At 62.5% G+C, this 23784-nt stretch carries 20 protein-coding genes; 13 read left to right on the forward strand and 7 right to left on the reverse strand.

Annotated elements, in window-relative coordinates; all coding sequences use genetic code 11:
- Nucleotides 1-88 precede the first annotated feature (88 nt).
- The 10 genes from SM130_RS02265 (at nucleotide 89) to SM130_RS02310 (ending at nucleotide 9969) form a co-directional block, all read left to right on the forward strand.
- Nucleotides 89-706: an NUDIX domain-containing protein gene (locus SM130_RS02265; protein WP_102824215.1), complete on the forward strand. Its 618-nt coding sequence runs from the start codon at nucleotides 89-91 to the stop codon at nucleotides 704-706.
- Nucleotides 703-1149 (forward strand): DUF1249 domain-containing protein, encoded by a 447-nt coding sequence (locus tag SM130_RS02270; protein ID WP_102824216.1) that lies wholly within the window; start codon nucleotides 703-705, stop codon nucleotides 1147-1149. The genes SM130_RS02265 and SM130_RS02270 overlap by 4 nt, the downstream gene beginning before the upstream one ends.
- Nucleotides 1150-1304: 155 nt before the next feature.
- Nucleotides 1305-2120 carry a 3',5'-cyclic-AMP phosphodiesterase gene (cpdA, locus tag SM130_RS02275; protein WP_102824217.1) on the forward strand — a complete coding sequence of 272 codons (816 nt, stop codon included), beginning with the start codon at nucleotides 1305-1307 and terminating at the stop codon, nucleotides 2118-2120.
- Nucleotides 2121-2287: 167 nt separating this feature from the next.
- Entirely contained in the window at nucleotides 2288-2893 is a 606-nt protein-coding gene (locus tag SM130_RS02280) for a YqiA/YcfP family alpha/beta fold hydrolase (RefSeq protein WP_102824218.1), read from the forward strand.
- Nucleotides 2894-3053: 160 nt separating this feature from the next.
- Nucleotides 3054-4940 (forward strand): DNA topoisomerase IV subunit B, encoded by a 1887-nt coding sequence (parE, locus tag SM130_RS02285; RefSeq protein WP_102824219.1) that lies wholly within the window; start codon nucleotides 3054-3056, stop codon nucleotides 4938-4940.
- Nucleotides 4937-5920 (forward strand): esterase-like activity of phytase family protein, encoded by a 984-nt coding sequence (locus SM130_RS02290; protein ID WP_102824220.1) that lies wholly within the window; start codon nucleotides 4937-4939, stop codon nucleotides 5918-5920. Before parE ends, SM130_RS02290 begins: the two co-directional genes overlap by 4 nt.
- Nucleotides 5917-6450 carry a retropepsin-like aspartic protease family protein gene (locus SM130_RS02295; protein WP_102824221.1) on the forward strand — a complete coding sequence of 178 codons (534 nt, stop codon included), beginning with the start codon at nucleotides 5917-5919 and terminating at the stop codon, nucleotides 6448-6450. Before SM130_RS02290 ends, SM130_RS02295 begins: the two co-directional genes overlap by 4 nt.
- Nucleotides 6447-6827, forward strand: coding sequence for a bleomycin resistance protein (locus tag SM130_RS02300; protein WP_102824222.1), 381 nt, complete (start codon nucleotides 6447-6449; stop codon nucleotides 6825-6827). Before SM130_RS02295 ends, SM130_RS02300 begins: the two co-directional genes overlap by 4 nt.
- Entirely contained in the window at nucleotides 6827-9079 is a 2253-nt protein-coding gene (gene parC / locus SM130_RS02305; RefSeq protein ID WP_102824223.1) for a DNA topoisomerase IV subunit A, read from the forward strand. Before SM130_RS02300 ends, parC begins: the two co-directional genes overlap by 1 nt.
- A 182-nt stretch (nucleotides 9080-9261) precedes the next feature.
- Nucleotides 9262-9969 (forward strand): PqiC family protein, encoded by a 708-nt coding sequence (locus SM130_RS02310; protein ID WP_102824627.1) that lies wholly within the window; start codon nucleotides 9262-9264, stop codon nucleotides 9967-9969.
- 142 nt (nucleotides 9970-10111) lie between these two features.
- Here the strand turns inward: SM130_RS02310 and SM130_RS02315 are convergent, their stop codons facing one another.
- The gene (locus tag SM130_RS02315) at nucleotides 10112-11647 is read right to left on the reverse strand and encodes an AhpA/YtjB family protein (RefSeq protein WP_102824224.1); all 1536 of its coding nucleotides are present in this window, start codon (nucleotides 11645-11647) and stop codon (nucleotides 10112-10114) included.
- Nucleotides 11648-11849: 202 nt separating this feature from the next.
- Between SM130_RS02315 and serB the strand changes: the two genes are divergently transcribed.
- Nucleotides 11850-13064, forward strand: a complete 1215-nt coding sequence (serB, locus tag SM130_RS02320; RefSeq protein WP_102824225.1) for a phosphoserine phosphatase SerB — start codon at nucleotides 11850-11852, stop codon at nucleotides 13062-13064.
- Between the two features lie 94 nt (nucleotides 13065-13158).
- Here serB and SM130_RS02325 read toward each other — a convergent pair whose 3' ends face one another.
- From SM130_RS02325 to SM130_RS02350, 6 genes are all read right to left on the reverse strand, one after another.
- A complete protein-coding gene (locus SM130_RS02325; RefSeq protein ID WP_102824226.1) occupies nucleotides 13159-14232 on the reverse strand; it encodes an NAD(P)-dependent alcohol dehydrogenase in 1074 nt (357 codons plus the stop codon).
- A 136-nt stretch (nucleotides 14233-14368) separates the two neighbouring features.
- Complete coding sequence (locus SM130_RS02330; protein WP_102824227.1) at nucleotides 14369-16435, reverse strand: GGDEF/EAL domain-containing response regulator; 2067 nt, start codon at nucleotides 16433-16435, stop codon at nucleotides 14369-14371.
- Nucleotides 16436-16497: 62 nt separating this feature from the next.
- Complete coding sequence (locus SM130_RS02335; protein ID WP_102824228.1) at nucleotides 16498-18339, reverse strand: molecular chaperone; 1842 nt, start codon at nucleotides 18337-18339, stop codon at nucleotides 16498-16500.
- Between the two features lie 141 nt (nucleotides 18340-18480).
- The gene (gene asd / locus SM130_RS02340) at nucleotides 18481-19374 is read right to left on the reverse strand and encodes an archaetidylserine decarboxylase (RefSeq protein WP_102824229.1); all 894 of its coding nucleotides are present in this window, start codon (nucleotides 19372-19374) and stop codon (nucleotides 18481-18483) included.
- 11 nt (nucleotides 19375-19385) lie between these two features.
- On the reverse strand, nucleotides 19386-20201 hold the full coding sequence (locus SM130_RS02345) for a rhodanese-like domain-containing protein (RefSeq protein ID WP_102824230.1): 816 nt from the start codon (nucleotides 20199-20201) through the stop codon (nucleotides 19386-19388).
- A gap of 47 nt (nucleotides 20202-20248) precedes the next feature.
- Nucleotides 20249-21778, reverse strand: coding sequence for an HDOD domain-containing protein (locus SM130_RS02350; protein ID WP_102824231.1), 1530 nt, complete (start codon nucleotides 21776-21778; stop codon nucleotides 20249-20251).
- A 165-nt stretch (nucleotides 21779-21943) separates the two neighbouring features.
- On the opposite strand from SM130_RS02350, the gene motA reads away from it, so the two are divergent.
- Both motA and motB read left to right on the forward strand, forming a co-directional pair.
- The gene (gene motA / locus SM130_RS02355; RefSeq protein WP_102824232.1) at nucleotides 21944-22795 is read left to right on the forward strand and encodes a flagellar motor stator protein MotA; all 852 of its coding nucleotides are present in this window, start codon (nucleotides 21944-21946) and stop codon (nucleotides 22793-22795) included.
- A gap of 9 nt (nucleotides 22796-22804) precedes the next feature.
- On the forward strand, nucleotides 22805-23782 hold the full coding sequence (gene motB / locus SM130_RS02360) for a flagellar motor protein MotB (protein WP_102824233.1): 978 nt from the start codon (nucleotides 22805-22807) through the stop codon (nucleotides 23780-23782).
- Nucleotides 23783-23784: the final 2 nt, after the last annotated feature.

Below are 23784 nucleotides of genomic sequence, written 5' to 3' on the forward strand. Positions count from 1 at the left end.
GGATGACGAAGAAGCCGCTCACGATGTGACGGTTGCAGTCATCCGCCGCTGCTTTCGGCGCGGATCAAACCGATATGAGTAGGACCCCATGAGCGAGACCTTCAAGCCCGGGCCGGATGATGTCCAGATCCTCCGAAGAGAGCAATGCTTCAGCGGTTTCTACCGGCTGGAACGCCTGCATCTGCGCCATCGCCAGTTCAGCGGCAGCATGGGCAGGGAGCTGACCCGCGAGCTGTTCGTGCGCCACGATGCCGTTTGCGTGCTGCCTTACGATCCGCAGCGCGATCGGGTGGTGGTGATCGAGCAATTCCGCGTCGGTGCGGTGGGCAAGGTCGAGAATCCCTGGTTGATCGAATTGGTAGCCGGTTTGATCGACAAGGATGAGTCGCCTGAAGAGGTTGCCCGACGCGAGGCGATCGAAGAAGCCGGTTTGGAGCTGGGCGAGCTGTGGCCGATCACGCAATACTTCCCGTCTCCGGGCGGCAGCGACGAGCGCGTCCATCTCTACGTTGGCCGCTGCGACAGTGAGGGTGCTCAGGGCGTCTTCGGCCTGGCCGAGGAGGGCGAAGACATACGCGTACATGTCTGGTCGCTGCAGGAGGCACTCCGTGCAGTAAATGACGGTCGTATCGACAATGCGGCAAGCATCATTGCACTGCAGTGGCTGGCCTTGAATCGCGAGCAGGTGCGGGGGGCGTGGACATGAGAAAGACGCGCGAGCGATACCGAGTCGACCTGCTCGAGCTGCAGTCGGCCTGTGAGGCCAATTACCTGCGCCTGATGCGATTGCTCCCGGGCATGCGCAACGGATGCGACACACGTCGTATCGCCATCAGTCAGGGTGATCTGTTGCTTGGTGTGCTGGTGCTTGAGGTGTTGGAAAGCTGCCCCTACACCACAACCTTGCAGGTCAGTCAGGAGCACTGTCTGACCTGGCTGCCGGTGCCGAAGATGGAAGTACGCGTCTATCACGATGCACGGATGGCCGAAGTCATTCGCGCCGAAAATGCGCGACGTTTCCGCGGCATCTATCACTATCCCAATGCGCAAATGCATCAGCCGGACGAGAAGAATCAGCTCAACCTTTTCCTCGGTGAGTGGCTGGGACACTGTCTGGCCTGCGGGCACGAACTCGAACCGGTGCTCTGATTTACCCTTCGCCGCGTCTGGTCGAAGTGTGAACACACTCGATCCGCCTCCTGATGCGCAGCGCCGTTCTGTGACCCACGCCCACATCCCGAGGTTTACCCTTCCGCCGGGCACCTACCATAATTCCGTTGCGATTTAGCTCAAGGAGAAGGGCCTTGCCTCGTGCGCCCCTGACTGCTGTTGACGATTCGGTTCTGCTGGTCCAGCTCACCGACAGCCATCTGTTTGCCGAGGCGGACGGCAAGCTGCTGGGCATGAATACTTGCGACAGCCTGGAGCGGGTGGTCGAGCTGGCCATCGACGAGCAGCCACGTATCGACCTGGTCCTGGCCACCGGCGATCTGTCGCAGGATGGATCGGTGGCGTCGTACCAGCGCTTTCGCAGGCTTGCCGAGCGCATCGAAGCCCCTGCGCGCTGGTGCCCGGGCAACCACGACGAGCTGGCCGCGATGCGTGAAGCCAGTCGTGGTAGCTCGCTGATGGAGCCTGTGCTGGAGATTGGAGGCTGGCGCGTGGTGATGCTCGATACGCTGGTGGCGGGCTCGGTATTCGGCATGCTGCGCAGCGACCAGCTCGAGCTGCTCGATCAGGCACTGACCGAGGCCCCGGACCATCATCACCTGATCTGTCTGCACCATCATCCCGTCTCGATCGGCAGTCGCTGGATGGACACGATCGGGCTGCACAATCCAGACGCCCTGTTCGAGGTGCTTGATCGTCACAACAACGTGCGGGCACTGCTCTGGGGGCATATTCATCAGGAGTTCGATCACTCGCGCAACGGCGTGCGCCTGCTGGCGTCGCCGTCCACCGGTGTGCAATTCACGCCGCAGAGCGAGGATTTCCAAGTCGACAGCGTAGCGCCTGGATATCGCTGGCTGCGGCTGTACGATGATGGGCGGCTGGATACCGCGGTATCCCGCGTCAGCGGTATCGAGTTCGTGATTGATTACAGCGTGAAGGGCTATTGAGGGCCTGTGGTTCGTGAACCGGCGCGGTGAACCATGGCGCCAGGTCGCAGCGAAGCGTTTCTGGTTGTTTCCTATCCGTCGACTGTCTTGCATAGGCTCGCCGCCGGTCTGCTTGCAGACGGCAGCATGTGCCTTGTAGCCTTGCGGTTTTTCTACAGGCTGTATCGATGTCCAGTGATTCGCCTTCTATCCTTTATATCCATGGCCTCAACAGCTCGCCGCTTTCGCAGAAAGCGAGCCAGCTGTCCGCTGCGTTGAGCAAGCTCGGCATAGCCGAACGGCTGCGGGTTCCCGCGCTGCACCATCATCCTCGACAGGCCATCGCCCAGATCGAGGCGTGCATCGTCGAGCTCGGACGGCCTCTGCTGGTAGGCAGCTCGCTTGGCGGCTACTATGCGACGCACCTCGCCGAGCGGCATGACCTGAAGGCATTGCTGATCAATCCGGCGGTGACACCGCACCGTCGCTTCGACGGTTATCTCGGTCCGCAGACGAACCTGTACAGCGGGGAAGTCTGGGAGTTGACCGAGGATCACGTCGTCGCGTTGATGGAGCTGGAAACCGCACCACCGCAGGACGCCGAGCGTTATCAGGTCTGGTTGCAAACGGGCGATGAAACGCTGGATTACCGTGATGCCGCTCAGTTCTATCGTGGCTGCGCGTTGCGTATTCAGGCCGGCGGCGACCATGGTTTTGAAGGCTTCGCCGAGCGCTTGCCGGCGCTGCTGGCCTTTGCCGGCTTCGAGCCGCAGATTTGGCTGGAACAGCTCTGAGAGGCAGATGCGATTCGGCGCAACGGTTGCCCTGATCATGCGCGCAACTGCCCGCTGGTTTCGCGAGTGCGCATCCGCCGTTTCATTCCGGCCGGTGCGCTGGGTTTTTTCACGGCCCGTAAAGGCTGATTGTTCAGAACATAAGGACAGTGCCAGACAGATGTCTTATACCGCAGAAGCCATCGAGGTTCTTTCCGGCCTCGATCCGGTGCGCAAGCGCCCGGGCATGTACACCGACACCTCGCGGCCGAACCATCTGGCCCAGGAAGTCATCGACAACAGCGTCGACGAAGCCCTTGCCGGACATGCCCGCTCGGTTCAGGTGATCCTGCATCAAGACAATTCGCTGGAAGTACTGGACGACGGCCGCGGCATGCCGGTGGATATTCACCCGGAAGAAGGCGTGCCGGGCGTCGAACTGATCCTGACCAAGCTCCACGCGGGCGGCAAGTTCTCCAACAAGAACTACCAGTTCTCCGGCGGTTTGCATGGCGTTGGTATTTCGGTGGTCAACGCCTTGTCGACGCGGGTCGAAGTGACCGTCAAACGCGATGGCAACGAGTACCGCATGAGCTTTGCCGATGGCTTCAAGGCTACCGATCTGGAAGTCATTGGCAGTGTTGGCAAGCGCAACACCGGCACCAGCGTGCGTTTCTGGGCCGATCCGAAATACTTCGACTCCCCCAAGTTTTCCATCAGCCGGCTCAAGCATGTGCTCAAGGCCAAAGCGGTGCTCTGCCCGGGGCTGAATGTCAGCTTCGAGGACAAAGGCAGCGCTGAGAAGGTCGAGTGGTATTACGAGGATGGCCTGCGCTCGTACCTGGTCGACTCGGTCAGCGACCACCTGCGTCTGCCCGACGAGCCCTTCATCGGTACGCTCGCGGGCAACACCGAGGCGGTGGACTGGGCGCTGCTGTGGCTGCCGGAGGGCGGCGAAAGCGTCCAGGAAAGCTACGTCAACCTGATCCCGACTGCGCAGGGCGGTACCCACGTCAACGGCTTGCGCCAGGGACTGCTGGATGCGATGCGCGAGTTTTGCGAATTCCGCAACCTGTTGCCGCGTGGGCTGAAGCTGGCGCCGGAAGATGTCTGGGAGCGCATCGCCTTCGTCCTTTCGATGAAGATGCAGGAGCCGCAATTCTCCGGGCAAACCAAGGAGCGCCTGTCGTCCCGCGAAGCCGCCGCGTTCGTCTCCGGTGTGGTCAAGGATGCCTTCAGCCTGTGGCTCAATGCGCATCCCGAACTCGGCATGCAGCTGGCCGAGTTGGCGATCAGCAACGCCGGGCGTCGTCTCAAGGCCGGCAAGAAGGTCGAGCGCAAGAAGATCACTCAGGGTCCTGCATTGCCCGGCAAACTGGCCGACTGTGCCGGGCAGGACCCGATGCGTTCCGAGCTGTTCCTGGTCGAAGGCGACTCGGCGGGCGGCTCGGCGAAGCAGGCGCGGGACAAAGAGTTCCAGGCGATCATGCCGCTGCGCGGCAAGATCCTGAACACCTGGGAGGTCGACGGCAGCGAAGTGCTCGCCAGCCAGGAAGTCCACGACATCGCCGTGGCGATTGGCGTCGATCCCGGTGCTGCCGATCTGGGGCAGCTGCGTTACGGCAAGATCTGCATCCTCGCCGACGCAGACTCCGACGGCTTGCACATCGCCACGCTGCTCTGCGCCTTGTTTGTCCAGCATTTCCGCCCGCTGGTGGATGCCGGGCACGTCTATGTCGCCATGCCGCCGCTGTACCGTATCGACCTGGGCAAGGACATCTTCTATGCGCTGGACGAGGCCGAGCGCGACGGCATTCTGGAACGCCTGGTCGCCGAGAAGCGCCGCGGCAAGCCCCAGGTCACGCGATTCAAGGGTCTCGGTGAGATGAATCCGCCGCAGTTGCGCGAGACCACGATGGACCCCAATACCCGTCGTCTGGTGCAGCTGACTCTGGATGACTTCGAAGGAACCCGCGAGATCATGGATATGTTGCTGGCCAAGAAGCGCGCTGGCGACCGCAAGAGCTGGCTCGAATCAAAGGGTAACCTGGCGGAGGTTCTGCTTTGATCCGGCGCTGGCTGACACTGCTGAGTCTGGCCTCGGCACCGCTCTGGGCCAACGAGCCGGCACCCGAATTGAAAATGCTGAGCGAACATCCGGTGGAGGGAATGGCAGGCGGCAACCTCTCCGGGATGGCCTGGTGTGGCGATGCGCTGTGGGCCGTATCCGATCGCGAGGACGACGTTCTTTACCGCCTGGATACCAGTGCATCGCCCTGGCAGGCGGAGCCCGAGCGCTTCGAGGTCGGCCCGCCACCGGACAGTGGCTTGCCTTGGGGCATGCGTATGCGCACCTGGGCTAGTGGCCACGTGCGCGGCGGCCATCTGGATTTCGAAGGGCTGAGCTGTGACGCCGTGGGAAATCGCTATGTGGTCAGCGAGGCCCATGCCGCCGTGCTGCGGGTAAGCCCGGCAGGCACGGCAGAATGGCTGCGGCTACCCGATTCGCTGGTCCGCCAAGCGCGGGCAAGCGGCATGCTCTGGCACTTCAATGCGCTGTTCGAAGGTATTGCCGTCGACCCCAAGGCTGAGCGCATGTGGCTGGCCGCCGAGCGCGAGCGCCGTGGGCTGCTGGTGCTGCACCGCAAGCAGAGTAGCTGGCAGTGCACCGGCGGTTGCGTACTCATGGCTCAGGGCGGTAACCAGCAGCCGCCCGCCGCGCTGGACGACATGCCATTGCCGCGCAGTTTCTCGGCATTGGCTTTCTTCCGCGACAAGCTATTCGTGTTGGAACCCTCGGCCTATCGCGTCTGCCGGCGCAGCCCGGCAACCGGTGAGGTCGAACGTTGCTGGTCGTTCGCTGGCGAGGCCCTGACCGAGGCGCGTCGTTATGCTGAACCCTACGGCAACGCCGAGGCGCTGTGGGTCGATGCCGAAGGCGCCTGGATCGGTGTCGACAACAATGGCAAGGCGCGCGGCGATGGCGAGAAGCGTCCAATCGTCTGGCGTTTCGCTGCGCCGGAGGGCGGCTGGATGGCTCGACCGTGAGCCAAACAGCCGGGCGTCGCGCCGGGCGCGTGATGCTGGTGCTGGCCTGGGGCGCTGGTTTGTTCCTGGCCACCCGCTTCTTCGCGGTATGGGAAGAGAGCCGGCTCAACCCCAACCGTGAGCCTGTGTCCCACGTGCAGGGCGAGCAGATCGAAGTGCAACTGGCTGGCAATGCGCAGGGGCACTTCGTCGCCAGTGGACGTATCAATGGCCAGCCGGTGACGTTCCTGCTCGACACCGGAGCCACCGATGTCGCCATTCCGGCCGAACTGGCCGAGCGTCTGGGCTTGCAACGTGGTGCGCCGGTGATGTTGCACACCGCCAACGGCCAGACCACTGGCTATCGTACCGTGCTGTCGAGCCTCGATCTGGGTGATATTCGGCTGCACGACGTGCGCGCCATCGTCGCCCCCGGCTTTCGCAGCGAACAGGTGCTGCTCGGTATGAGCGCCCTGAAGCAACTCGAATTCACGCAACGCGCTGGCACTCTGGTGCTGCGCCAGCAAACGCCTCGAGGGCAACGTAGATGAACGCACTGATCCAGGCCACGGTGCCCGTATTGGCCTCATTGAACCTCGATGAAAGCCGCGACTTTTACACCATCCTCAGTTTCCAGAGCCTGCTGCAAACTGCCGACTACCTGATCGTGGAGCGCGATGGCGCGCAGTTGCACTTCTGGCTTTGCCCGGAGCGCCATGTCGCCGAGAACACCTCCTGCTACGTGCGTACCGGCGATTGCCAGGCGCTGTACCACGAGTTCTGCCGGCGTGGCCTGGCCCTGGAAGCGCCTGTTCTGCGGCCCTGGGGCATGAAAGAACTTTACGTCATCGACACCCACGGCAACTTGCTCAAGTTCGGCGAGCAACAAGTCGTGAGTCATCCAACCTTTGCTGAAGAAAACTGCTGATGAGCGAATCCCTCGACCTGAGCCTGGACGGCGTGGAGCGTCGCTCCCTCGCCGATTTCACCGAGCAGGCGTACCTCAACTACTCCATGTACGTGATCATGGATCGCGCGTTGCCGCATATCGGTGATGGCCTGAAGCCCGTGCAGCGGCGAATCATTTACGCCATGAGCGAGCTCGGCCTTAGCGCCGATGCCAAGCACAAGAAGTCCGCGCGTACCGTGGGTGACGTGCTCGGCAAGTTCCACCCGCATGGCGACAGCGCCTGTTACGAAGCCATGGTGTTGATGGCGCAGCCGTTCAGCTATCGCTACACACTGGTCGATGGCCAGGGTAACTGGGGCGCCCCGGACGATCCCAAGTCTTTCGCTGCGATGCGATACACCGAGGCGCGGCTTTCGCGCTACTCCGAGGTGCTGCTCAGCGAGCTGGGGCAGGGCACGGTGGAGTGGGTGCCGAACTTCGACGGCACCCTCGACGAGCCGGCGACCCTGCCGGCGCGGCTGCCTAATCTGCTGCTCAACGGTACCACTGGCATTGCAGTGGGCATGGCCACCGACGTGCCGCCGCACAACCTGCGGGAAGTCGCAGCCGCCTGTGTGCGTTTGCTCGATGAGCCGAGTGCCAGCGTCGAGCAGCTTTGCGAGCACGTGCTCGGGCCGGATTTCCCGACCGAAGCGGAAATCATCACGCCGCGCGCGGATCTGCTGAAGATCTACGAAACCGGCCGCGGCTCGGTGCGCATGCGTGCGGTCTACCGGGTTGAGGATGGCGACATCGTGGTCACGGCCCTGCCGCATCAGGTGTCTGGCTCGAAGGTCCTGGAGCAGATCGCCGGCCAGATGCAGGCCAAGAAGCTGCCGATGGTGGCCGACCTGCGTGACGAGTCCGACCATGAGAACCCGTGTCGCATCGTCATCATTCCACGTTCCAATCGGGTCGACGTAGAAGGCCTGATGCAGCACCTGTTCGCCACCACGGAGCTGGAATCCAGCTACCGGGTCAACGCCAACGTCATCGGCCTCGATGGCCGCCCGCAGGTCAAGAACCTGCGCACGTTACTCAGCGAATGGCTGACTTATCGAATCGGCACCGTACGCCGCCGCCTGCAGTTTCGCCTGGACAAGGTCGAGAGGCGTCTGCACTTGTTGGAAGGCTTGCTGGTGGCCTTCCTCAATCTCGACGAAGTCATCCACATCATCCGTACCGAGGATCAACCCAAACCGGTGCTGATGGCGCGCTTCGAGCTGTCCGAGCTGCAGGCCGACTACATTCTCGACACCCGTCTGCGTCAGCTGGCGCGGCTGGAAGAAATGAAAATCCGTGGTGAGCAGGACGAACTCGCCAAGGAGCGTGAAAAGCTGATGACGCTGCTGGGCAGCGAAACCAAGCTGAAGAAGCTGGTGCGCAAGGAGCTGATCGAAGACGCGGAAACCTATGGCGACGACCGCCGCTCGCCGATCGTCCAGCGCGCCGAGGCACGTGCGCTGTCGGAAAACGAGCTGCTGCCTTCCGAGCCGGTGACGGTGGTGATCTCGGAAAAAGGTTGGGCGCGTTGCGCCAAGGGCCACGACATTGACGCTACGGGGCTTTCCTACAAGGCCGGCGATGGCTTCAAGACCGCAGCGGCCGGTCGCTCGAATCAGTACGCGGTGTTCATCGATTCAACCGGGCGCAGCTACTCGCTGGCGGCGCATTCGTTGCCTTCCGCGCGTGGCCAGGGCGAGCCGCTTACTGGCAGGTTGACGCCACCGCCGGGGGCAAGCTTCGAATGCGTGCTGTTGCCAGAGGATGACGCGCTCTACGTGATTGCCTCGGATGCCGGTTACGGGTTCGTGGTCAAGGGCGACGATCTGCAAGCCAAGAACAAGGCCGGCAAGGCGCTGCTTTCGCTCCCGACCGGCGCCAAAGTGATCGCTCCGCGGCCACTAGCCAGTCGTGAGAACGATTGGCTGGCTGCCGTGACCACTGAAGGTCGTCTGCTGGTGTTCCCGGTGCGCGACCTGCCGCAGCTGGGCAAGGGTAAGGGCAACAAGATCATTGGCATTCCCGGTGAGCGAGTCGCCAGCCGCGAGGAGTATCTGATTGATCTCGCGGTACTGCCTGTGGGCGCCACGCTGGTATTGCAGGCGGGCAAGCGCACGCTGTCGCTCAAGGCCGAGGATCTGGAGCATTACAAGGGTGAGCGTGGCAGGCGTGGCAACAAGCTACCGCGGGGCTTCCAGCGCGTAGAGAGCCTCTTGGTCGAGGTGTGAGAATGTGCATTGGCGCTGGAATCGACAGCCGCTTTCACGGAAGATAGCGGCCTTTCCAGCCTGCGGCGTTTTAGCCCGGTGCTTTCTTTCGCATCGACGGAGTCGATTGTCCGGCCCCCATGCAAATGAGCATCGGTGTGCTAGCAGGTCGCGAGCGGCCTGAACTTGGTGTTATGACGGTAATGAAGAACTTGCTGCGTGTTCCGACTGTTTTGTTGCTGGCCAGCATCGGTTTGACCGGTTGTATCGGTTTGCAGCCGGCGCCGATGTATCGGCTGGACAGCGGTTCGTCCGAGGTGCCCGAGCGCACCGACGGCGCCGCAGTGTTGCTGGCGCCGGTCACGCTAGCCGACTACCTGCAACGTGATGCGCTGCTGCAGCGTCTCGCCGATGGCAGTCTCGCCGCCAACGCTCAACAGGCCCGCTGGGCGGGCAGTCTGAAAGCCGATGTCGAGCAGCTCCTGCTGCGGCAACTGGCTTGGCGTCTGGATACACAGAGTCTGGTACTCGGCCCGGCTGACGAAGGCTTCGCGCCAGATGTGCAAATTGAGCTGTCCATTACGCGCCTGGATTCCGGGCCGCAGTTCCCGGCCGTACTCGAAGCGCAATGGCGCCTGCGGGATAAAGCGGGCAAGCATCTGGGCAGTCGACTGGTGCGTCTGCAGGAGGAGCATGAGGGTAGCGCAACCGATCAGGTGCGGGCACAGAGCCTGCTGCTACAACGCTTGAGCGAAATGGTCGCCGGTGCGGTCAAGCCCGCGCTGGTTGCCAAGACTCCCCCCAAACCTGCACCGGCCAAACCTCAGGTGAGCAAGTCTGCCGAGACGCCTGCGCCGCGGATTCCGGCCGTAGAACCCATCCGTACCGATATGGAAGTGTTCCGCTTCTGAATTTGTCCGACAGAGCCGGATCGCACCAGCAACCTAAAAAAGCCCGAGCAAGAAGTTGCTCGGGCTTTTTCGTGTCGACTGAGTGGTGTGCCTCGATCAGCGAACTGCGCGGCGGCTGTTACCGGGGTCGCCAGCAACGAGATCAGAGTGCACGGCTACGCAGTTCATGCATCCGCGCTAACTGGCGCTCCAGCAGCGAAGGGTAGGGGTCGAGCAGGCGTTCGACGCAGCATGCACCTTCCGGGCTGGCAATCGGGCGAATGCGCGCGCGCTGCTGGATCAGCCGATCGTCGCTGATGCTGCGCTCCACCAGCAGCAGATTGCGGCTGTGCAGCGACATGTCCAGAGCGGCTTGCGCAGGTTCACTGAGCAATAGATCGCCCTGGCTCAAATCGAACAGGTGGTCACCCTGCGTCAGGGCGAGCTGCAGCTGGAGGGTGATGCCGATGTCAGCAACATCGATCTGCAAAGCATGGCCAAGGGCGCGCATCAGCTCGCCGCAGCAGATTGCATGGGTGAGGTAGTTCTGCTCGTCGTCCTGGCTATGGAACAGCATCAGGCTGCTGCCATCGTTGAGCGTATGCAGTTCGGCCTGGTAGAGGGTTGCAGCCTGTTGCAGGCAGTCGCGATAGCGCTGGAGCAGCTCAGTCAGGCGCGGCCGCGGGAGGCGGCGTAGTTGATCCTGGCCGCCGAGCTGGATGGCCAGTACCGCGCTGCGGGTCGGTCGCGGCGGTGTGGCTGCCGGTCGCGCCGCCTGGGTGTGCAACGCCGGGAAGTCGAATGGCGCCTCGTCCTCGAGCATCTCCAGATCGTCATCATCAACGTTCGCCGAAAAACGCGGCGGGCGCTGCGGCTGGTCGTCCGGCTCGACATCGAAGCGATCGGTGTGCCTGCCCAAGGACGGTTCGCCGCTGTCGCGCTCGTCATCCTGGTCAAAGTAGTCGTCGTCGAGTGCATCGCTCAGATCCAGCTCCGGTTCGGGCTTCTCCGGTACCAGGCGGGCCTGCAGCTGACGCGCAAGATCACCGATCTCGTCTTGACGTCCGGCGCCTGGGGCTGGGTCATCCGGGTCGCGCAGCCACAGGCGCAGCTGCATCAGCGGCGTCGCCAGCTGCCGGCCCAGTCGCAGGCTGAGGATCAGCGTCAGTGCCAGCAGAATCAGGCTGAGTAGGCCCATGCTCTGCAGGCTGATGGTCATCGGCTGTTGGAACTGCTTCATGTCCAGGCTAACGCGCAGGTGTCCGGCAATCACTTCCTGGAAGCTGATCGGCGTCGAATAAAGGCCGTTGTCGTCGCCTAGGAGCCCTTGCTGAGGTCGCATACCGGATTCGGCGAGCACACGATTGTCCACGCTGTAGATCGCCGCATGAGCGACCAACGGGTTCTTCACCAGATTACTCAGCAGCACGTTGAGGCTGAGGATGTCGTTGGCGACCAGCAGATCAGTGGCCGAGGCGGCAGTCTGGGTTACCAGGCTCTGGCCGAGGGCGTCGGCCTGCTGCTCCATAGCATGCTTGAACTGCATGCCGATCACCCATGCATAGATGACCAGCGCGAGAGCCACGAGCAGCAGCGTATGGCTGGCAATACGCAACACCAGCGGGACACGATGCTGGCGCACTGCGCGATAGACCATCAGGAAGAAGTTGTCTGGCTTTACGGATGCGGGCCGGTTCACAGAGCGCGGCTCTTCTCGTCGGGAAATTGCCGAGCAGTATACGGAAAGCGCGGGAGGCGCTGAAGGTCTCCGACCGCTAGCTGACGAATTGCTTTGTTTATCGTTGCCGGCATGCGCGACGCGCTTGCTGTGGCGGCTGTCCAGCACCCTGGCCAGCTGATGTAGAATGCCCGCCTTCATTGCCTGCCATGGGAGCTGCGCCTTGCGCGAAATCGTCCTGATCAACATCACTGGTGAAGACCGTCCGGGCCTGACCGCGGCCATTACCGGCGTGCTCGCCCAGGGTGGGGTGAACATTCTCGACATCGGCCAGGCAGTGATCCATGACACCTTGTCGTTCGGCATCCTGATCGAGATTCCTGATAACGAGCGGGCCTCGTCGGTACTCAAGGACGTGCTGTTCATGGGCTACAAGCATGACCAGCAGGTGCGTTTCACACCCGTGGCGGAAGCCGACTACCAGCATTGGGTAGCCGGGCAGGGCAAGCCCCGGCATATCGTTACGCTGCTGACACGCAAGGTTACCGCCGAGCAACTGCAGCGGGTCAGCTCCATCACCGCAAAGTACGGGCTCAATATCGACCATATCGATCGCCTGTCCGGACGCATGCCGCTGGATATGCCCGAAGAGCTGGGCAAAGGCTGCGTCGAGTTATCGGTGCGCGGCGAGCCAGCCGATACCGCGGCGCTGCGTGCGGAGTTTCTCAGCGTGGCGCAGGAGCTCAACGTCGATATCGCCTTCCAGCGTGATTCGGTCTACCGGCGCAACCGTCGTCTGGCGGTGTTCGACATGGACTCGACGCTGATCGAGGCCGAGGTGATCGACGAACTGGCGAAGGCGGCCGGCGTTGGCGAGCAGGTTTCCGATATCACCGAGCGCGCGATGCGCGGCGAACTGGATTTCCGTGCCAGCTTCAAGGAGCGTCTGGCGTTGCTGGAGGGGCTGTCGGAGGACGTGCTCGCCGATATCGGCGCCAGCCTTCGCCTGACCGAAGGCGCCGAGGTGCTGTTCGCCGAACTCAAGCGTTTGGGCTACAAGACGGCGATTCTCTCCGGTGGCTTCAGCTATTTCGCCAAGCAATTGCAGGCCAAGCTCGGCATCGATTACGTATTCGCCAATGAGCTGCAAATCGAGAATGGCAAGGTCACTGGCGTAGCGGTTGAGCCCATCGTCGACGCGCAGCGCAAGGCTGATCTGTTACGTCAGTTGGCGGAGCAGGAAGGTCTGTGTCTGGAGCAGACCATCGCCGTAGGGGATGGGGCCAATGATCTACCCATGCTCGGCCTGGCCGGCCTCGGCGTAGCCTTTCGTGCCAAACCGCTGGTCAAACAGTCGGCAAAACAGGCGATTTCCACCTTGGGCCTGGACGGCATCCTCTATCTGCTGGGCTTTCGCGATCGCGAAGGCTCCGAGTAAGAGCAGAGCGGCAAAGTGCGGGAAGAGCGAAGCCCTGGGCCGATTCCGGCCCAGGGCTTTTCATTGTGGCTTGAAGCTTCTGGCTTGCAGTCGCTCAGGGTTTGATGGCGATCTTCAGCACACCGTCGCGCTGATTGGCGAACAGGTCGTAGGCGTTGCTGATGTCGTCCAGCGCATATTGGTGAGTGACCAGCGGGCTGAGATCGACGCGTCCGGACGCGACCACATTGAGCAGCCGACGCATGCGCTCCTTGCCGCCCGGACACAGCGAGGTGACGATCTTGTTGTCGCCGAGGCCGGCGTGGAAGGCGCCGAGCGGAATGGTCAGGTCGCTGGAGTAGACGCCCAGGCTGGACAGGGTCCCGCCCGGTTTGAGAACGCGCAACGCGCTCTCGAAGGTCGACTGCAGGCCCAACGCTTCAATCGAGGCGTCAACGCCGCGGCCGCCGGTCAGCTTGAGCACCTCGTCCACCACATCCACATTGCGGAAGTTGAGTGTCACGTCGGCGCCCATCTTGCGGGCGATGTCCAGCCGCGCGTCGACCCCATCCACGGCGATGATGGTTCCGGCGCCGCGCAGCTTGGCCCCGGCAGTAGCACATAGACCGATCGGCCCCTGGGCAAAGATCACCACGATGTCGCCGATCTTGATATTGGCGGCTTCGGCGCCGGCGAAGCCGGTAGACATGATGTCCGGGCACATCAGCACCTGCTCATCGGTCAGGCCGTCCGGGACCGGGGCGAGGTTGGCCTGGGCGTCTGGCACCAACACGTACTCAGCCTGGGTGCCATCGATGGTATTGCCGAAACGCCAGCCGCCCATGGGCTTGTACCCGTGGCATGAGCACCCGCCATCCTGCGAGGGCAGGCCGTCCTGGGAGGCATATGAGCTGAAGCTCGGGCAGATCGCGCCGGCGATGACGCGCTGGCCTTCCTGGTAGCCTTTCACATTGCTGCCCAGTTTCTCGATGACACCGACGGGCTCGTGGCCGATGGTCAAGCCGGGCGCAACCGGGTACTCGCCCTTGAGAATATGCACATCGGTGCCGCAAATGGTGGTCGTGGTGATGCGCAGCAGAGCATCGTTAGGACCAACTTCGGGGATGGGCTTGTCCTGCAGCTCGATGCGGCCCGGCTCGACGAATACAGCGGCTTTCATCATGACCATGCGCAGCTCCTCTTCAGAATTGGCGTCCGGACACTCTAGCGCAGCGTTGCGGCAGCCCAGTGATCGTGATCAAGCCGAGAGGTGATAGCTGTAATGCAAAAGCGGCTGGCGCAGGCACGCCAGCCGGTGAACGATGTCACTCGTCGTCGGAGGAAAAGTCGTAGTCCATGGACTGACTGGGGCCCTGCAGGTAATGCCCCTGGATGTAGCTCACGCCGGCCTGCCACAAGGTGGCAAGGACGGTAGCGCTTTCGACGAAGGGCACGATGCTCTGCTTTTTCTGCTCGTGGAGATCGGCGAGCAGCGTCTTCAGCGCTTCCTGATTCTCCTGGCGGGTCAGGTCCTGCGTATAGGAACCATCGACCTTGATGAACTCGGCTTCCAGATGCTTGAGCGTATTGAACGGGTTGAGCACGCAGCCGAACTGGGACAGCGCTATGCGGCATCCGAGGCCAACCAATCCCTGCGCTAGTGCTTTGGCCGGCTTGAGGTAGGCCACGGCATCGGCTTCGCCGAATTCGAAGGCCAGCGAGTCACCCGGCAGGCGCGACGCCTTCAGCACGACACCGAGCCATGGCAACAGGCTGGCGTCTTGAATGCTGGCAGCCGAAAGGTGCAGGAACAGGCGCGTCCGATGGCCCTTCGTGCGGTGCTCGGCCAGCAACTTGATGGAGTTGAGGATCACCCAGCGGTCGATCTTGGCCGCGAGGCCGACATCGGCCGCCGTGCTGAGAAATTCGTTCGGCGGGACTTCCACACCTTGTGGATCGAGCAGCCTCAGCAAGACTTCGTAATGCTCGAAGCTGTCACCGCGCAGACTGATGATCGGTTGGAAAAGCAGGCGGAAGCTGTTGCTTTCCAGCGCTTGCTTGAGCATCGCAACGATATCACCGCGGTTCGCCGCCGCCGCCAGTTCGTCGGCCGGGTTATAGATCTTCAGTGCGTTGCCGTCGCTCAGCTCATCGGCGCAGCGGTGTGCTCGCTCGATGGCGTCCTGAGCCTTGGCCGTCTTTTCGTCGAGGCCGGCGACACCGATGCTGAGCGTGGTCTGTACGGTACGCCCGTCGATATCGAGCAGTTGCCCCTCCACTTTGCTCAGCAGCTTGCGCAGTTCCGGCTCGGCCTGCTGAGGGGGCACGCCAGGTTGCAGAACGGTGAACACGTCGTCGGCGAAGCGAGCCAGCTGTGCGTTGCCAGGAAAGTGGCCGCGCAGCACGGTTGCCAGTTGGCTGAGTAATTGGTCGGAGTCGGTCAGGCCGATATCAGCCTGCAGCGCAGCAAAGCGGTCGACCCGGATATAGGCGAGGCTGGCGGTCTGCCCGGCATTGATCGCTCGCTCTACCGCTGCGTCCATAACCTCAAGGAAGCTGTTACGGTTGAGCAAGCCGGTGACCGGATCCTGGCTGCTGATTTCGCGCAGCTTCTGCAGCTCGGCATTGTCGTTCTCGGCGCGTATCACGACCTGAATGCACGGCTCGCCGTCATAGGCCGCCGGAGAAAAATGCATGCGCGTCTTGAGCGTTTCGCCGTCGGCACGAACGCCGCCGCAGGCCAGTTCGGCGCTGCCATCAAGCGTCTGATAGTTCTTCAGGAAGGCCTTGAAACGGCCTTGGTCGGTGCCACTGATCAGGTCGATCATCGGCATGCCTTCCAAGTCTTCCACGTCTTCGTAGCTGAAGAGTTCCAGGTAGGCACGGTTGGCATAGATATGCATGCCGTCGTGCACATAAGCGATGGCGTCTACCGAACTGTCGAGCAGCAACTGGCAGCGTTTTTCAGCTTCACGCAGGGCTACCTCTGCCGAGCGGCGGGCACGGCGCTCTTCGAGGTTGGCCAGCTCACGGTTGGCCACCAGCAGGAGCCATTCGTCCTCACCTTGCGGCAGGGCATCCTGAGCACCGAGCATCAGCGCTTCGGTGATCGCTTCGGCATCGTTGTCTGCCGTAAGTTGAATGATCGGAATGTCCTTGGCCTGCCGGCGAATGGCAGCGATCGCATCGCCAGGATCGAGATTTTGGCTCTGCGGTGCGTTGATCAGCAGGTCCCACGTCTGTTTCAGGGCTTCGGTCAGGTTGTCGCTGGATGTCAGTCGATGCACCCGGGTCGCCTGTCCGGCATTGCGGAAGAGGCTGACCAGACGCTCGGCTTCGTTCTGTGAATCTTCGAGAATCAGCAGGCGGATGGTTTTCTTTTGCAGGGCCATGGGCAACAGCTTAAGTGCGCGCCGATGCGGCGCGGGCAGGCAGGAATGCGAGATTCGGCAATCTACAGCGACTTCCAGAGTGAGTCAAAATCTTCATCCCCGCCTGGAGTGTGGCTTTTCCAGCCTGTGACCGGCGTCTCTCGCTCCGGCGACACCTGGGCAAGGGAGCGGTATTCGAACTGGTTGTAGTTGCCGGTGCTTGCACGGCGGCGATTCAGCACGGCGCGCTGCTCCTCGCCATTGCAGTTGATCTGAACCTTGTGGCCTTCCTGGAAGGGTAGGCGCGGCGCGATGAGCATCGCCGGCTGGGAGATGGCGCTGATTTCCGGCAGCAGCAGCGCTCGAAGATACGCGCTGCCCTGGTCGACTTTGCGCAGCAAGCGCAGGCCACACGGCTGGGCCTGTGGAGCGATCAGTTCCACCCCCATCTGAGTGCTGCCGCCGCGAACCTGGCGAATCCAGCGCACGACGGCAATGCTCCAGTTATGCGCGTTGCCGTCGCGCAATCCCAGCAGCTCACCTGTCTGCAGCTGGCTCGGGACATCACCCTCCCAGGCCAGGCAGTAACCACCCGGGCTATGGTCCACCCGCTGGACCTGATAGATGGGATGGTTCTCGGTGTCCGGCGAGCTTCTGGGCGGTGTAGTGGCGGGGGTAGCGGCTTTGACGGTCGGTGCTGGTCGGGTGACATCCGGCCGGACATATTCGATGTGGTCGTGGGTCGGTAGCAGCTCCACGGGCGTATCTTGCGCATCGAAAGCATTGGCCCAGACATCCGCCGCTCCGTTGTGCAGCTTGAACACGGCCCGGTTCGAGGTTCCGGGAAGTTCCAGTACTTCTTTGAACGGGCGCTGCCCGGCGAGCTGATAATGCAGCGCGGTCATGCCGATGCACAGCGTCAGCGTGCCCTGTGCCGGCGTGCGCTGGAATGTGCGCTCCGAGATGGCGCCCCAAGCGGCACTCAGATGGCGTAGCAGGTCATCATCCAGTCCCGCTGCCGCAGGAAGACGTGTCAGCTGGCGGTTGTCGGCTGCCAGACGCAGGTGTTCCTCGATGAGCTCCACCAGCATTCGGGTGTCGATACCCAGCAGGTTCAGCTGGTCGCGGTCAGGAAACAGCGAGCGGTAGCGAGGCGGCCCATCTACCGAGGGTGAAAGCAGGAATAGGCTGTTCGCATCGCTTGCCGCCTGGACCTGCACCATGGCGCCCCAGGCTTCCAGCGCCGCCGCAAGCTTGACGATGCTCTGCTGACGCATCTGGTTGCAACGGGCGCAGCCGAGCAGCAATGACGCAAGGTAGTTCTGCTCAGCGCTCAGGCCCTTGGCGTGACGCGCAAGCGGGTCCCGAACGAGCAGGCGCTCTGTTCCCTGATCGACAGCCAGTTGATAGAGCTGGTGCAGTTCCAGCCACAGGCCTGGTGCGGGTGGACCGTAGAGCTGTGTGGAGCGAATCAACAGGGCGCCGAGGCTAGCGATGGCGCGCTGCAGGGCGACCGATAGTAGTTGGTGGCGGTCGCGGTCGGGCTGGGAGACCACTCGGACCACGATTAGCTTGTAGCCGACCGCCAGGTGATTCTGCAGTGCCTGGCAGAGGCCTGCGACCTTGCGCGGGCGTTCGCTGAGCACGATCGGCTGGTTGATGTAGTGTTTTTCCAATTGCGTGCAGACGAAGTACACGTCCGGCCGCAGCAATTCGAGCATTTGCAGCCGGGTGTCCGAGGCTACGCGCAGCTGGTTGAGTTCGATCAGCGCCTGATAGAGCAGGCGTGCGGTTTCACCGATATTGGCCTTGGGCAGGCCGGCGAGCCAGCCGGTAACGCCGCGTACGCTAGCGTCGCAGAAGGACAGGGTCTGCTGGGTTGGTGCGGGTGCGCGCAACAGCAGATGGTGGCTCTGTCTATCCAAAACGGGTGAGCTCCGCGGTGGTCAGGGCATGATTAATGAGAACTCTATCAATATCTGCCGCAACGGGCAGGACTGAATAATGGCTTGTTGATATTAGCCGACATTCGGCAGCCACGGCCTGCCGAATGTCGTTGGCGGCGCTCAGAGCGGTTCGATCGGATCGGCGAAAACCGGACTCGGCGCTGCGTGGCCCAGTGCTTCGCCCATGCATACCGGGCTTAACGGCCCCAGTTGCTCGGCCCAGCTCACCTTGTCCGGTCCGAACAGCAGGATCACCGTGGAACCCAGCTTGAAGCGGCCCATCTCGGCGCCTTTCTCCAAGTGAATGGGAGCGCGAGCCGCTTCGTCGTAGCGGAAATTCTTGAGGGTGCGCTTGGGCGGCGTAACCAGGCCGGCCCAGACAGTTTCGATACTGGCGACAATCATTGCGCCGACCAGCACCATGGCCATCGGGCCGTGTTCGGTGTCGAACAGGCAGACCACCCGCTCATTGCGCGCGAACAACTCGGGTACGCCGCGGGCTGTCACCGTGTTTACCGAAAAGATCCGCCCTGGCACGTAGACCATTTCCCGCAGCGTACCGCTGACCGGCATATGCACGCGGTGGTAATCCTTGGGCGAGAGATAAACGGTGGCGAAGGCGCCGCCCATGAACGGTGCGGCGCGCTCGTGATCGCCGCCCAGCAGTTCCATGGCGCTGAAGCTGTGGCCCTTGGCCTGGAATATGCGGCCTTGCTCGATTCGGCCCAGCTGGCTGATGGCGCCGTCGCAGGGGTTGAGAATGGCGCCAGGCGACGAATCCAGCGGGCGAGCCCCCTCTTTCAAGCCGCGGGTGAAAAAGGCGTTGAAGTGCTCGTAGGCAGTAGGTTCTTCAGTCAACGCTTCGCGCATGTCGACCTGGAAGTGGCGGACGAACCATTTGATGAAGGTGTTCTTCACCCAGGGCAGACGGCACTCGGCCAGGCAGCCGGCCAGGCGCGAGATGAGGTGATGCGGCAGCACGTATTGGCTGATGACGAACAGACGATCTTTCATGTTTGACCTTTTCATTGCTGCACCGGAGTGTCAGGCAGGTTGCCCCACTCGCCCCAGGAGCCGGCATAGCCCTTGATACGTGGATAGCCCAGCGCCTTTCCCAGAAGATAGGTAAGCCCCGAGCGATGGTGGGTTTGGCAGTGAGTGATGATTTCCTTGTCTGGCGTGATGCCCAAGGCCAGCAGGCGCTCGGCGATATCTTCGCGGATGCGCAGCGCGCGGGCTGGGTCCATGGCGGCGGTCCACTCGAAGTTGATCGCCCCCGGCATGTGGCCGCCACGTGCCGCGAAGAGTTTTTCGCCGCGGTATTCGGCCGGCGAGCGTGCATCCCAGATCACCAGATCCTGCGCGCCGAGACGACTTTCGATGTAGGCGCGGGTTGCCGTGGGAGCATCGTCCAGCGTCAAGCTTGGTGAGCCGGATGCCGCGTCGGGCACTTCCTGAGTCACCGGGCGTGATTCGTCCAGCCAGGCGTGCAGGCCGCCGTTCAGGTAGTGGTAGCGCTGATGGCCGATTACGTCGAGCAGCCAGATGAAGCGGCCAGCCCAGCCGCCACCTTCGTCGTCGTAAACCACATAGACGGCGTCGGCCCGATGACCCAGCGCGCCGAACAGACGTTCCAGCTGCGCCAGCTCTGGAAGCAGCCCGGGTGCGGGTGGCTGGCCGAGTTGCGTCTGTTTTGGATCGACGAAGCGAGCGCCAGGCAGGTGGCCTTCGGCGTAACGGGAAACGCTGGTCAGGTCGACCAGAATCAGCTCGGGCGCATCGAGGCGTGTCGCCAGGTCGGCGGGCTCGATAACCAGCGGCAGGGTGGAAAAGGCGGACACGGCAGGCCTCGACTAGTCGTAGAAGGGACGAAGTCTAGCGAAAAAGCTCAGACCCCGCGCCTGCCGAAGAGGCCTAATGCGTGCTCGATGCATTGTGTTGTTTTAGCGAATGTTTGCAGCGCCGCATCTGAAATGGGCGCGCCGTTCCGGTCGGCGATCACCAGCATCAGGACTCGCCCCTCGACGCCGAGGGAGCGCAGTAGCAAATGTTCCCCAGCGAATAACGCCTTCAGGCTGCCCGGCAGCAGCGCGGAAAACTGTGCCATGTTTGCCGGTTGCAGACGAAGTTGGGCAGGTTTTTCCAGCAGGCGGCGCACGATCTGGCTCTGCTCGGCGGCCAGGGTCAGGCGCGCGGCATCGTGCGGCAGACCGGCGCACTGCTGGGCAACGAGGCGATTCTGTTTGCGGTCGACCAGCATCACCAGCACGCGCTGCATGCCGGCGCAAGTGAGCGCCAGGGTGGCACAGGCGGTCAGCTGCAGCACGTTGCTGAATGGAGTTGGCTCGGTGAGCAGCCGGCGGCAGTGCTCGCGCCATCCGGCAAGATCAGCTTCGCTCGCGGTGTCGGTTGCTGCTAGCGGTTTCTCCCTCAGTGTCTGAAAGAGAGTGCCGGTCGGCCACAGCAGGCCCTGAGCCGGATGCCAGAGATCGGTAGGTCCGCACTCGCGCGCACTGATGGCCGCCTGCTGATGCACCATCTGCTGCAGGTCGCCCAGCGACACCTGCAGATACAGCCCGGCCAGGCGTTGCCAGCGCAGGCTGTGCACGCCGCTCCAGCTATGGTGGGAGGACAGGGCCAGGCCGTTGGCCAGGACGATCGTATTGCTGGGGAGCGTCAGCCAGCGCCGCAGATCGGGATCGGCATCGAGCATCTGTTGCTGGTGCAGCGGGTGCTCATTATCGCGAGCGATGTGCAGGGCCTTGATCAGTCGACGTCGATCCCCGCTTAGCAGCCGGTAACCCTGAATGATCCAGTCCGGCAGGCGCCAGTGTTCGGCGAGCTTGAGGCACAGCTCCAGCAAGGGAACGCCGAGAAGCTCCCGTTCGACGCGACTGGCCGGCTCTCCCCTGACCAGCACGCGCTGCTCCCAGCAATCGAGCAGGTGCGGATAAGCGCCGACCAGTGCCCAGGCAGGCGTGAGGAACAGCAGGCTGCCCCAGTGGATGTCTTGCCAGAGGCGGGCCAGGCGCGCGGCGAAAAGCCCGTTGGCCTGCTGGCTAGCGTGTCGACTGATGAGCACAAGTTGGCGCAGCGGCAACGGAATTTCGTGTGCTTCTAAGGCGGGGATACGAGCGAGCAGCGCTTCTGCGCGCTTGAGGCCTATACGACTGAGCGCAACCTCCAGGCTTTCCGCCGGTTGGCCATCGCCGATATCGCGGTTGGCTTCCTGTATGAAGCGCAGGGCCAGAACCGGGCTGGTCTGGATCAGCTCGGCAATCTGTCGCATCGACTTGCCGCTGTCGCGTAGCGCCAGGCGCACTTTGCCGTGAACCGAGGCGAAAGCGGGCAGGGGAGCATCGTCGAGAGCCTTGATCCAGGCGGGTATCGTGCGTGGCAACGGAGGTGTCGTGGTCATGGCCGAACTAGCTTTTCATCGGGATGGCCTTTAGTCTGGCGCAAAAGTTCCGATAACCAGAACAATTCTTCCAACATTCCTTCTGCAAGGTCGTCTGGCGGCGATTGGCGGCAGCTGTTGCCCGCGGTCCTGACGGCTCGTAACCAGGTTCTAGACGTACCTCCTATGGTCAAAATTATCGGGATTATCGTCGTGTTCGCCAGTGTGCTGGGCGGATTCGTGCTCTCGGGCGGCAAGATCGGCGCGCTCATACATCCGTTCGAGGTGATGATCATCGGTGGCGCAGCGCTGGGTGGCTTTCTACAGGCCAACCCGGGCAGCACCACTATGCTGGTGTTCAAGAAGTCGCTGAAAATGTTCAGCACGCGCTTTACCCACGCCTATTACCTGGAAGTGCTCAGCCTGCTCTACTCGATCCTCAACAAGAGCCGTCGTGAAGGAATGATGGCCATCGAGGCTGACTTGGAAGATCCCGCCGCGAGCCCGCTGTTCAGCAAGTACCCCGGGTTTCTGCAGGACGAGCGAATGACTGCCTTCACCTGCGATTACCTGCGCATCATGTCATCGGGCAACATGGCGCCCCACGAGCTCGAAGGCTTGTTCGATATGGAGCTGAACAGCCTGAAGGAAGAGCTCGATCATCCTGCGCACGCGGTCAGCAAGGTGGCGGACGGCCTGCCGGCGATGGGTATCGTCGCGGCGGTGCTGGGTATCGTGATCACCATGTCGATCCTGGCCGAAGCAGACAACGCGATGATCGGCTACAAAGTGGGCTCGGCACTGGTGGGGACCTTCCTTGGGATTCTGGCCTCCTACGGTTTCTTCGGCCCGCTGGCCTCGGCCTTGGAGCACGACGCCAAGGAAGAGCTGAACGTTTACGAGGCAATCAAGGCGACGCTGGTCGCCTCGGCCTCCGGCATGCCGCCGACCTTGGCCGTCGAGTTCGGGCGCAAGGTTCTTTATCCGGCGCACCGCCCGAGCTTTGCCGAGCTCGAGCAAGCCATGCGCGGCGCGTAAAGGCTCGCCATGGACAATACTCAACCGATCATCGTCAAGCGGGTCAAGAAGGTCGCTGCCGGCCATCATGGTGGTGCCTGGAAGATCGCTTTTGCTGACTTCGCCACGGCAATGATGGCGTTCTTTCTGGTGATGTGGCTGATGAGTTCGGCCACGCCGGAACAGAAGAAACTCATTTCCGGCTACTTTCAGGACCCGATCGGCTTCACCGAGAGTGCCAGCCCGCACGTCATCGATTTGGGCGGCACGCCAACGCCCTCCCCGGATCGCACGCTCAATCAGGAGCTGGAGCCGGCGCAGAAGGAAGCGCAGATTGACAGCGAGCAGGCCGAGACTTTTGCCGAGCAACTGGAGCGCGAGCGTCTCGATCTCGTACTGCAAGAGCTGCAGAACAAAGTTGACGAGAGCCCTGAGCTGCAGAAGTTCAAGGACCAGATCCTCTTCGAAATCACCCAGGACGGCCTGCGCATCCAGATCATGGATGCCGCGAATCGGCCAATGTTTGCCCTCGGCAGCGCGCAGCTGCAGCCGTACTTCGAAGACATCCTGCTGGCACTGGTGGATACCATCGCGGCGGTGCCGAACAAGATCAGCGTAAGCGGGCATACGGATGCCAAGCCGTTTTCCGGCCGTGGCGACTTTGGCAACTGGGAGCTCTCGGCGGGCCGCGCCAATGCGGCCCGGCGTACATTGGTCATCGGCGGCTACCCGGAGGATCAGATCGCCCGGGTGGTGGGCTACGCCTCATCGGCGTTGTTCGACCGCCAAGACCCGCTCAATCCGGTCAACCGTCGAATCGATATTCTCGTACTGACCAAGAAGGCGCAGCGTTCTATCGAGGGCGAGCAACCCGATGCGGCCGGACGACCTGATGCCGAAGGCGCTGTGCCTGCAGTCGAAGACCCGCTGCAAGCGCCAGAACTACGCGAGCGGCTGAATATCTTCGAAGACGGCGTGCTGCAGTTCAGTCAGCCTGGGGCTCGCTAAGC

Source organism: Stutzerimonas stutzeri (assembly GCF_038561965.1).
GTDB classification, from domain to species: Bacteria; Pseudomonadota; Gammaproteobacteria; order Pseudomonadales; family Pseudomonadaceae; genus Stutzerimonas; species Stutzerimonas stutzeri_AA.

Excerpts from the sequence above, each read along its gene's own strand:
- SM130_RS02325 (WP_102824226.1), bottom strand. The coding sequence starts at position 14,232 with ATGGTCATGATGAAAGCCGCTGTATTCGTCGAGCCGGGCCGCATCGAG.
- SM130_RS02330 (WP_102824227.1), bottom strand. The coding sequence starts at position 16,435 with ATGGCCCTGCAAAAGAAAACCATCCGCCTGCTGATTCTCGAAGATTCA.
- SM130_RS02350 (WP_102824231.1), bottom strand. The coding sequence starts at position 21,778 with ATGACCACGACACCTCCGTTGCCACGCACGATACCCGCCTGGATCAAG.
- SM130_RS02300 (WP_102824222.1), top strand. The coding sequence starts at position 6,447 with ATGAACGCACTGATCCAGGCCACGGTGCCCGTATTGGCCTCATTGAAC.
- motA (WP_102824232.1), top strand. The coding sequence starts at position 21,944 with ATGGTCAAAATTATCGGGATTATCGTCGTGTTCGCCAGTGTGCTGGGC.
- motB (WP_102824233.1), top strand. The coding sequence starts at position 22,805 with ATGGACAATACTCAACCGATCATCGTCAAGCGGGTCAAGAAGGTCGCT.
- SM130_RS02270 (WP_102824216.1), top strand. The coding sequence starts at position 703 with ATGAGAAAGACGCGCGAGCGATACCGAGTCGACCTGCTCGAGCTGCAG.
- parE (WP_102824219.1), top strand. The coding sequence starts at position 3,054 with ATGTCTTATACCGCAGAAGCCATCGAGGTTCTTTCCGGCCTCGATCCG.
- SM130_RS02280 (WP_102824218.1), top strand. The coding sequence starts at position 2,288 with ATGTCCAGTGATTCGCCTTCTATCCTTTATATCCATGGCCTCAACAGC.
- parC (WP_102824223.1), top strand. The coding sequence starts at position 6,827 with ATGAGCGAATCCCTCGACCTGAGCCTGGACGGCGTGGAGCGTCGCTCC.
- asd (WP_102824229.1), bottom strand. The coding sequence starts at position 19,374 with ATGAAAGATCGTCTGTTCGTCATCAGCCAATACGTGCTGCCGCATCAC.
- SM130_RS02265 (WP_102824215.1), top strand. The coding sequence starts at position 89 with ATGAGCGAGACCTTCAAGCCCGGGCCGGATGATGTCCAGATCCTCCGA.
- SM130_RS02310 (WP_102824627.1), top strand. The coding sequence starts at position 9,262 with ATGAAGAACTTGCTGCGTGTTCCGACTGTTTTGTTGCTGGCCAGCATC.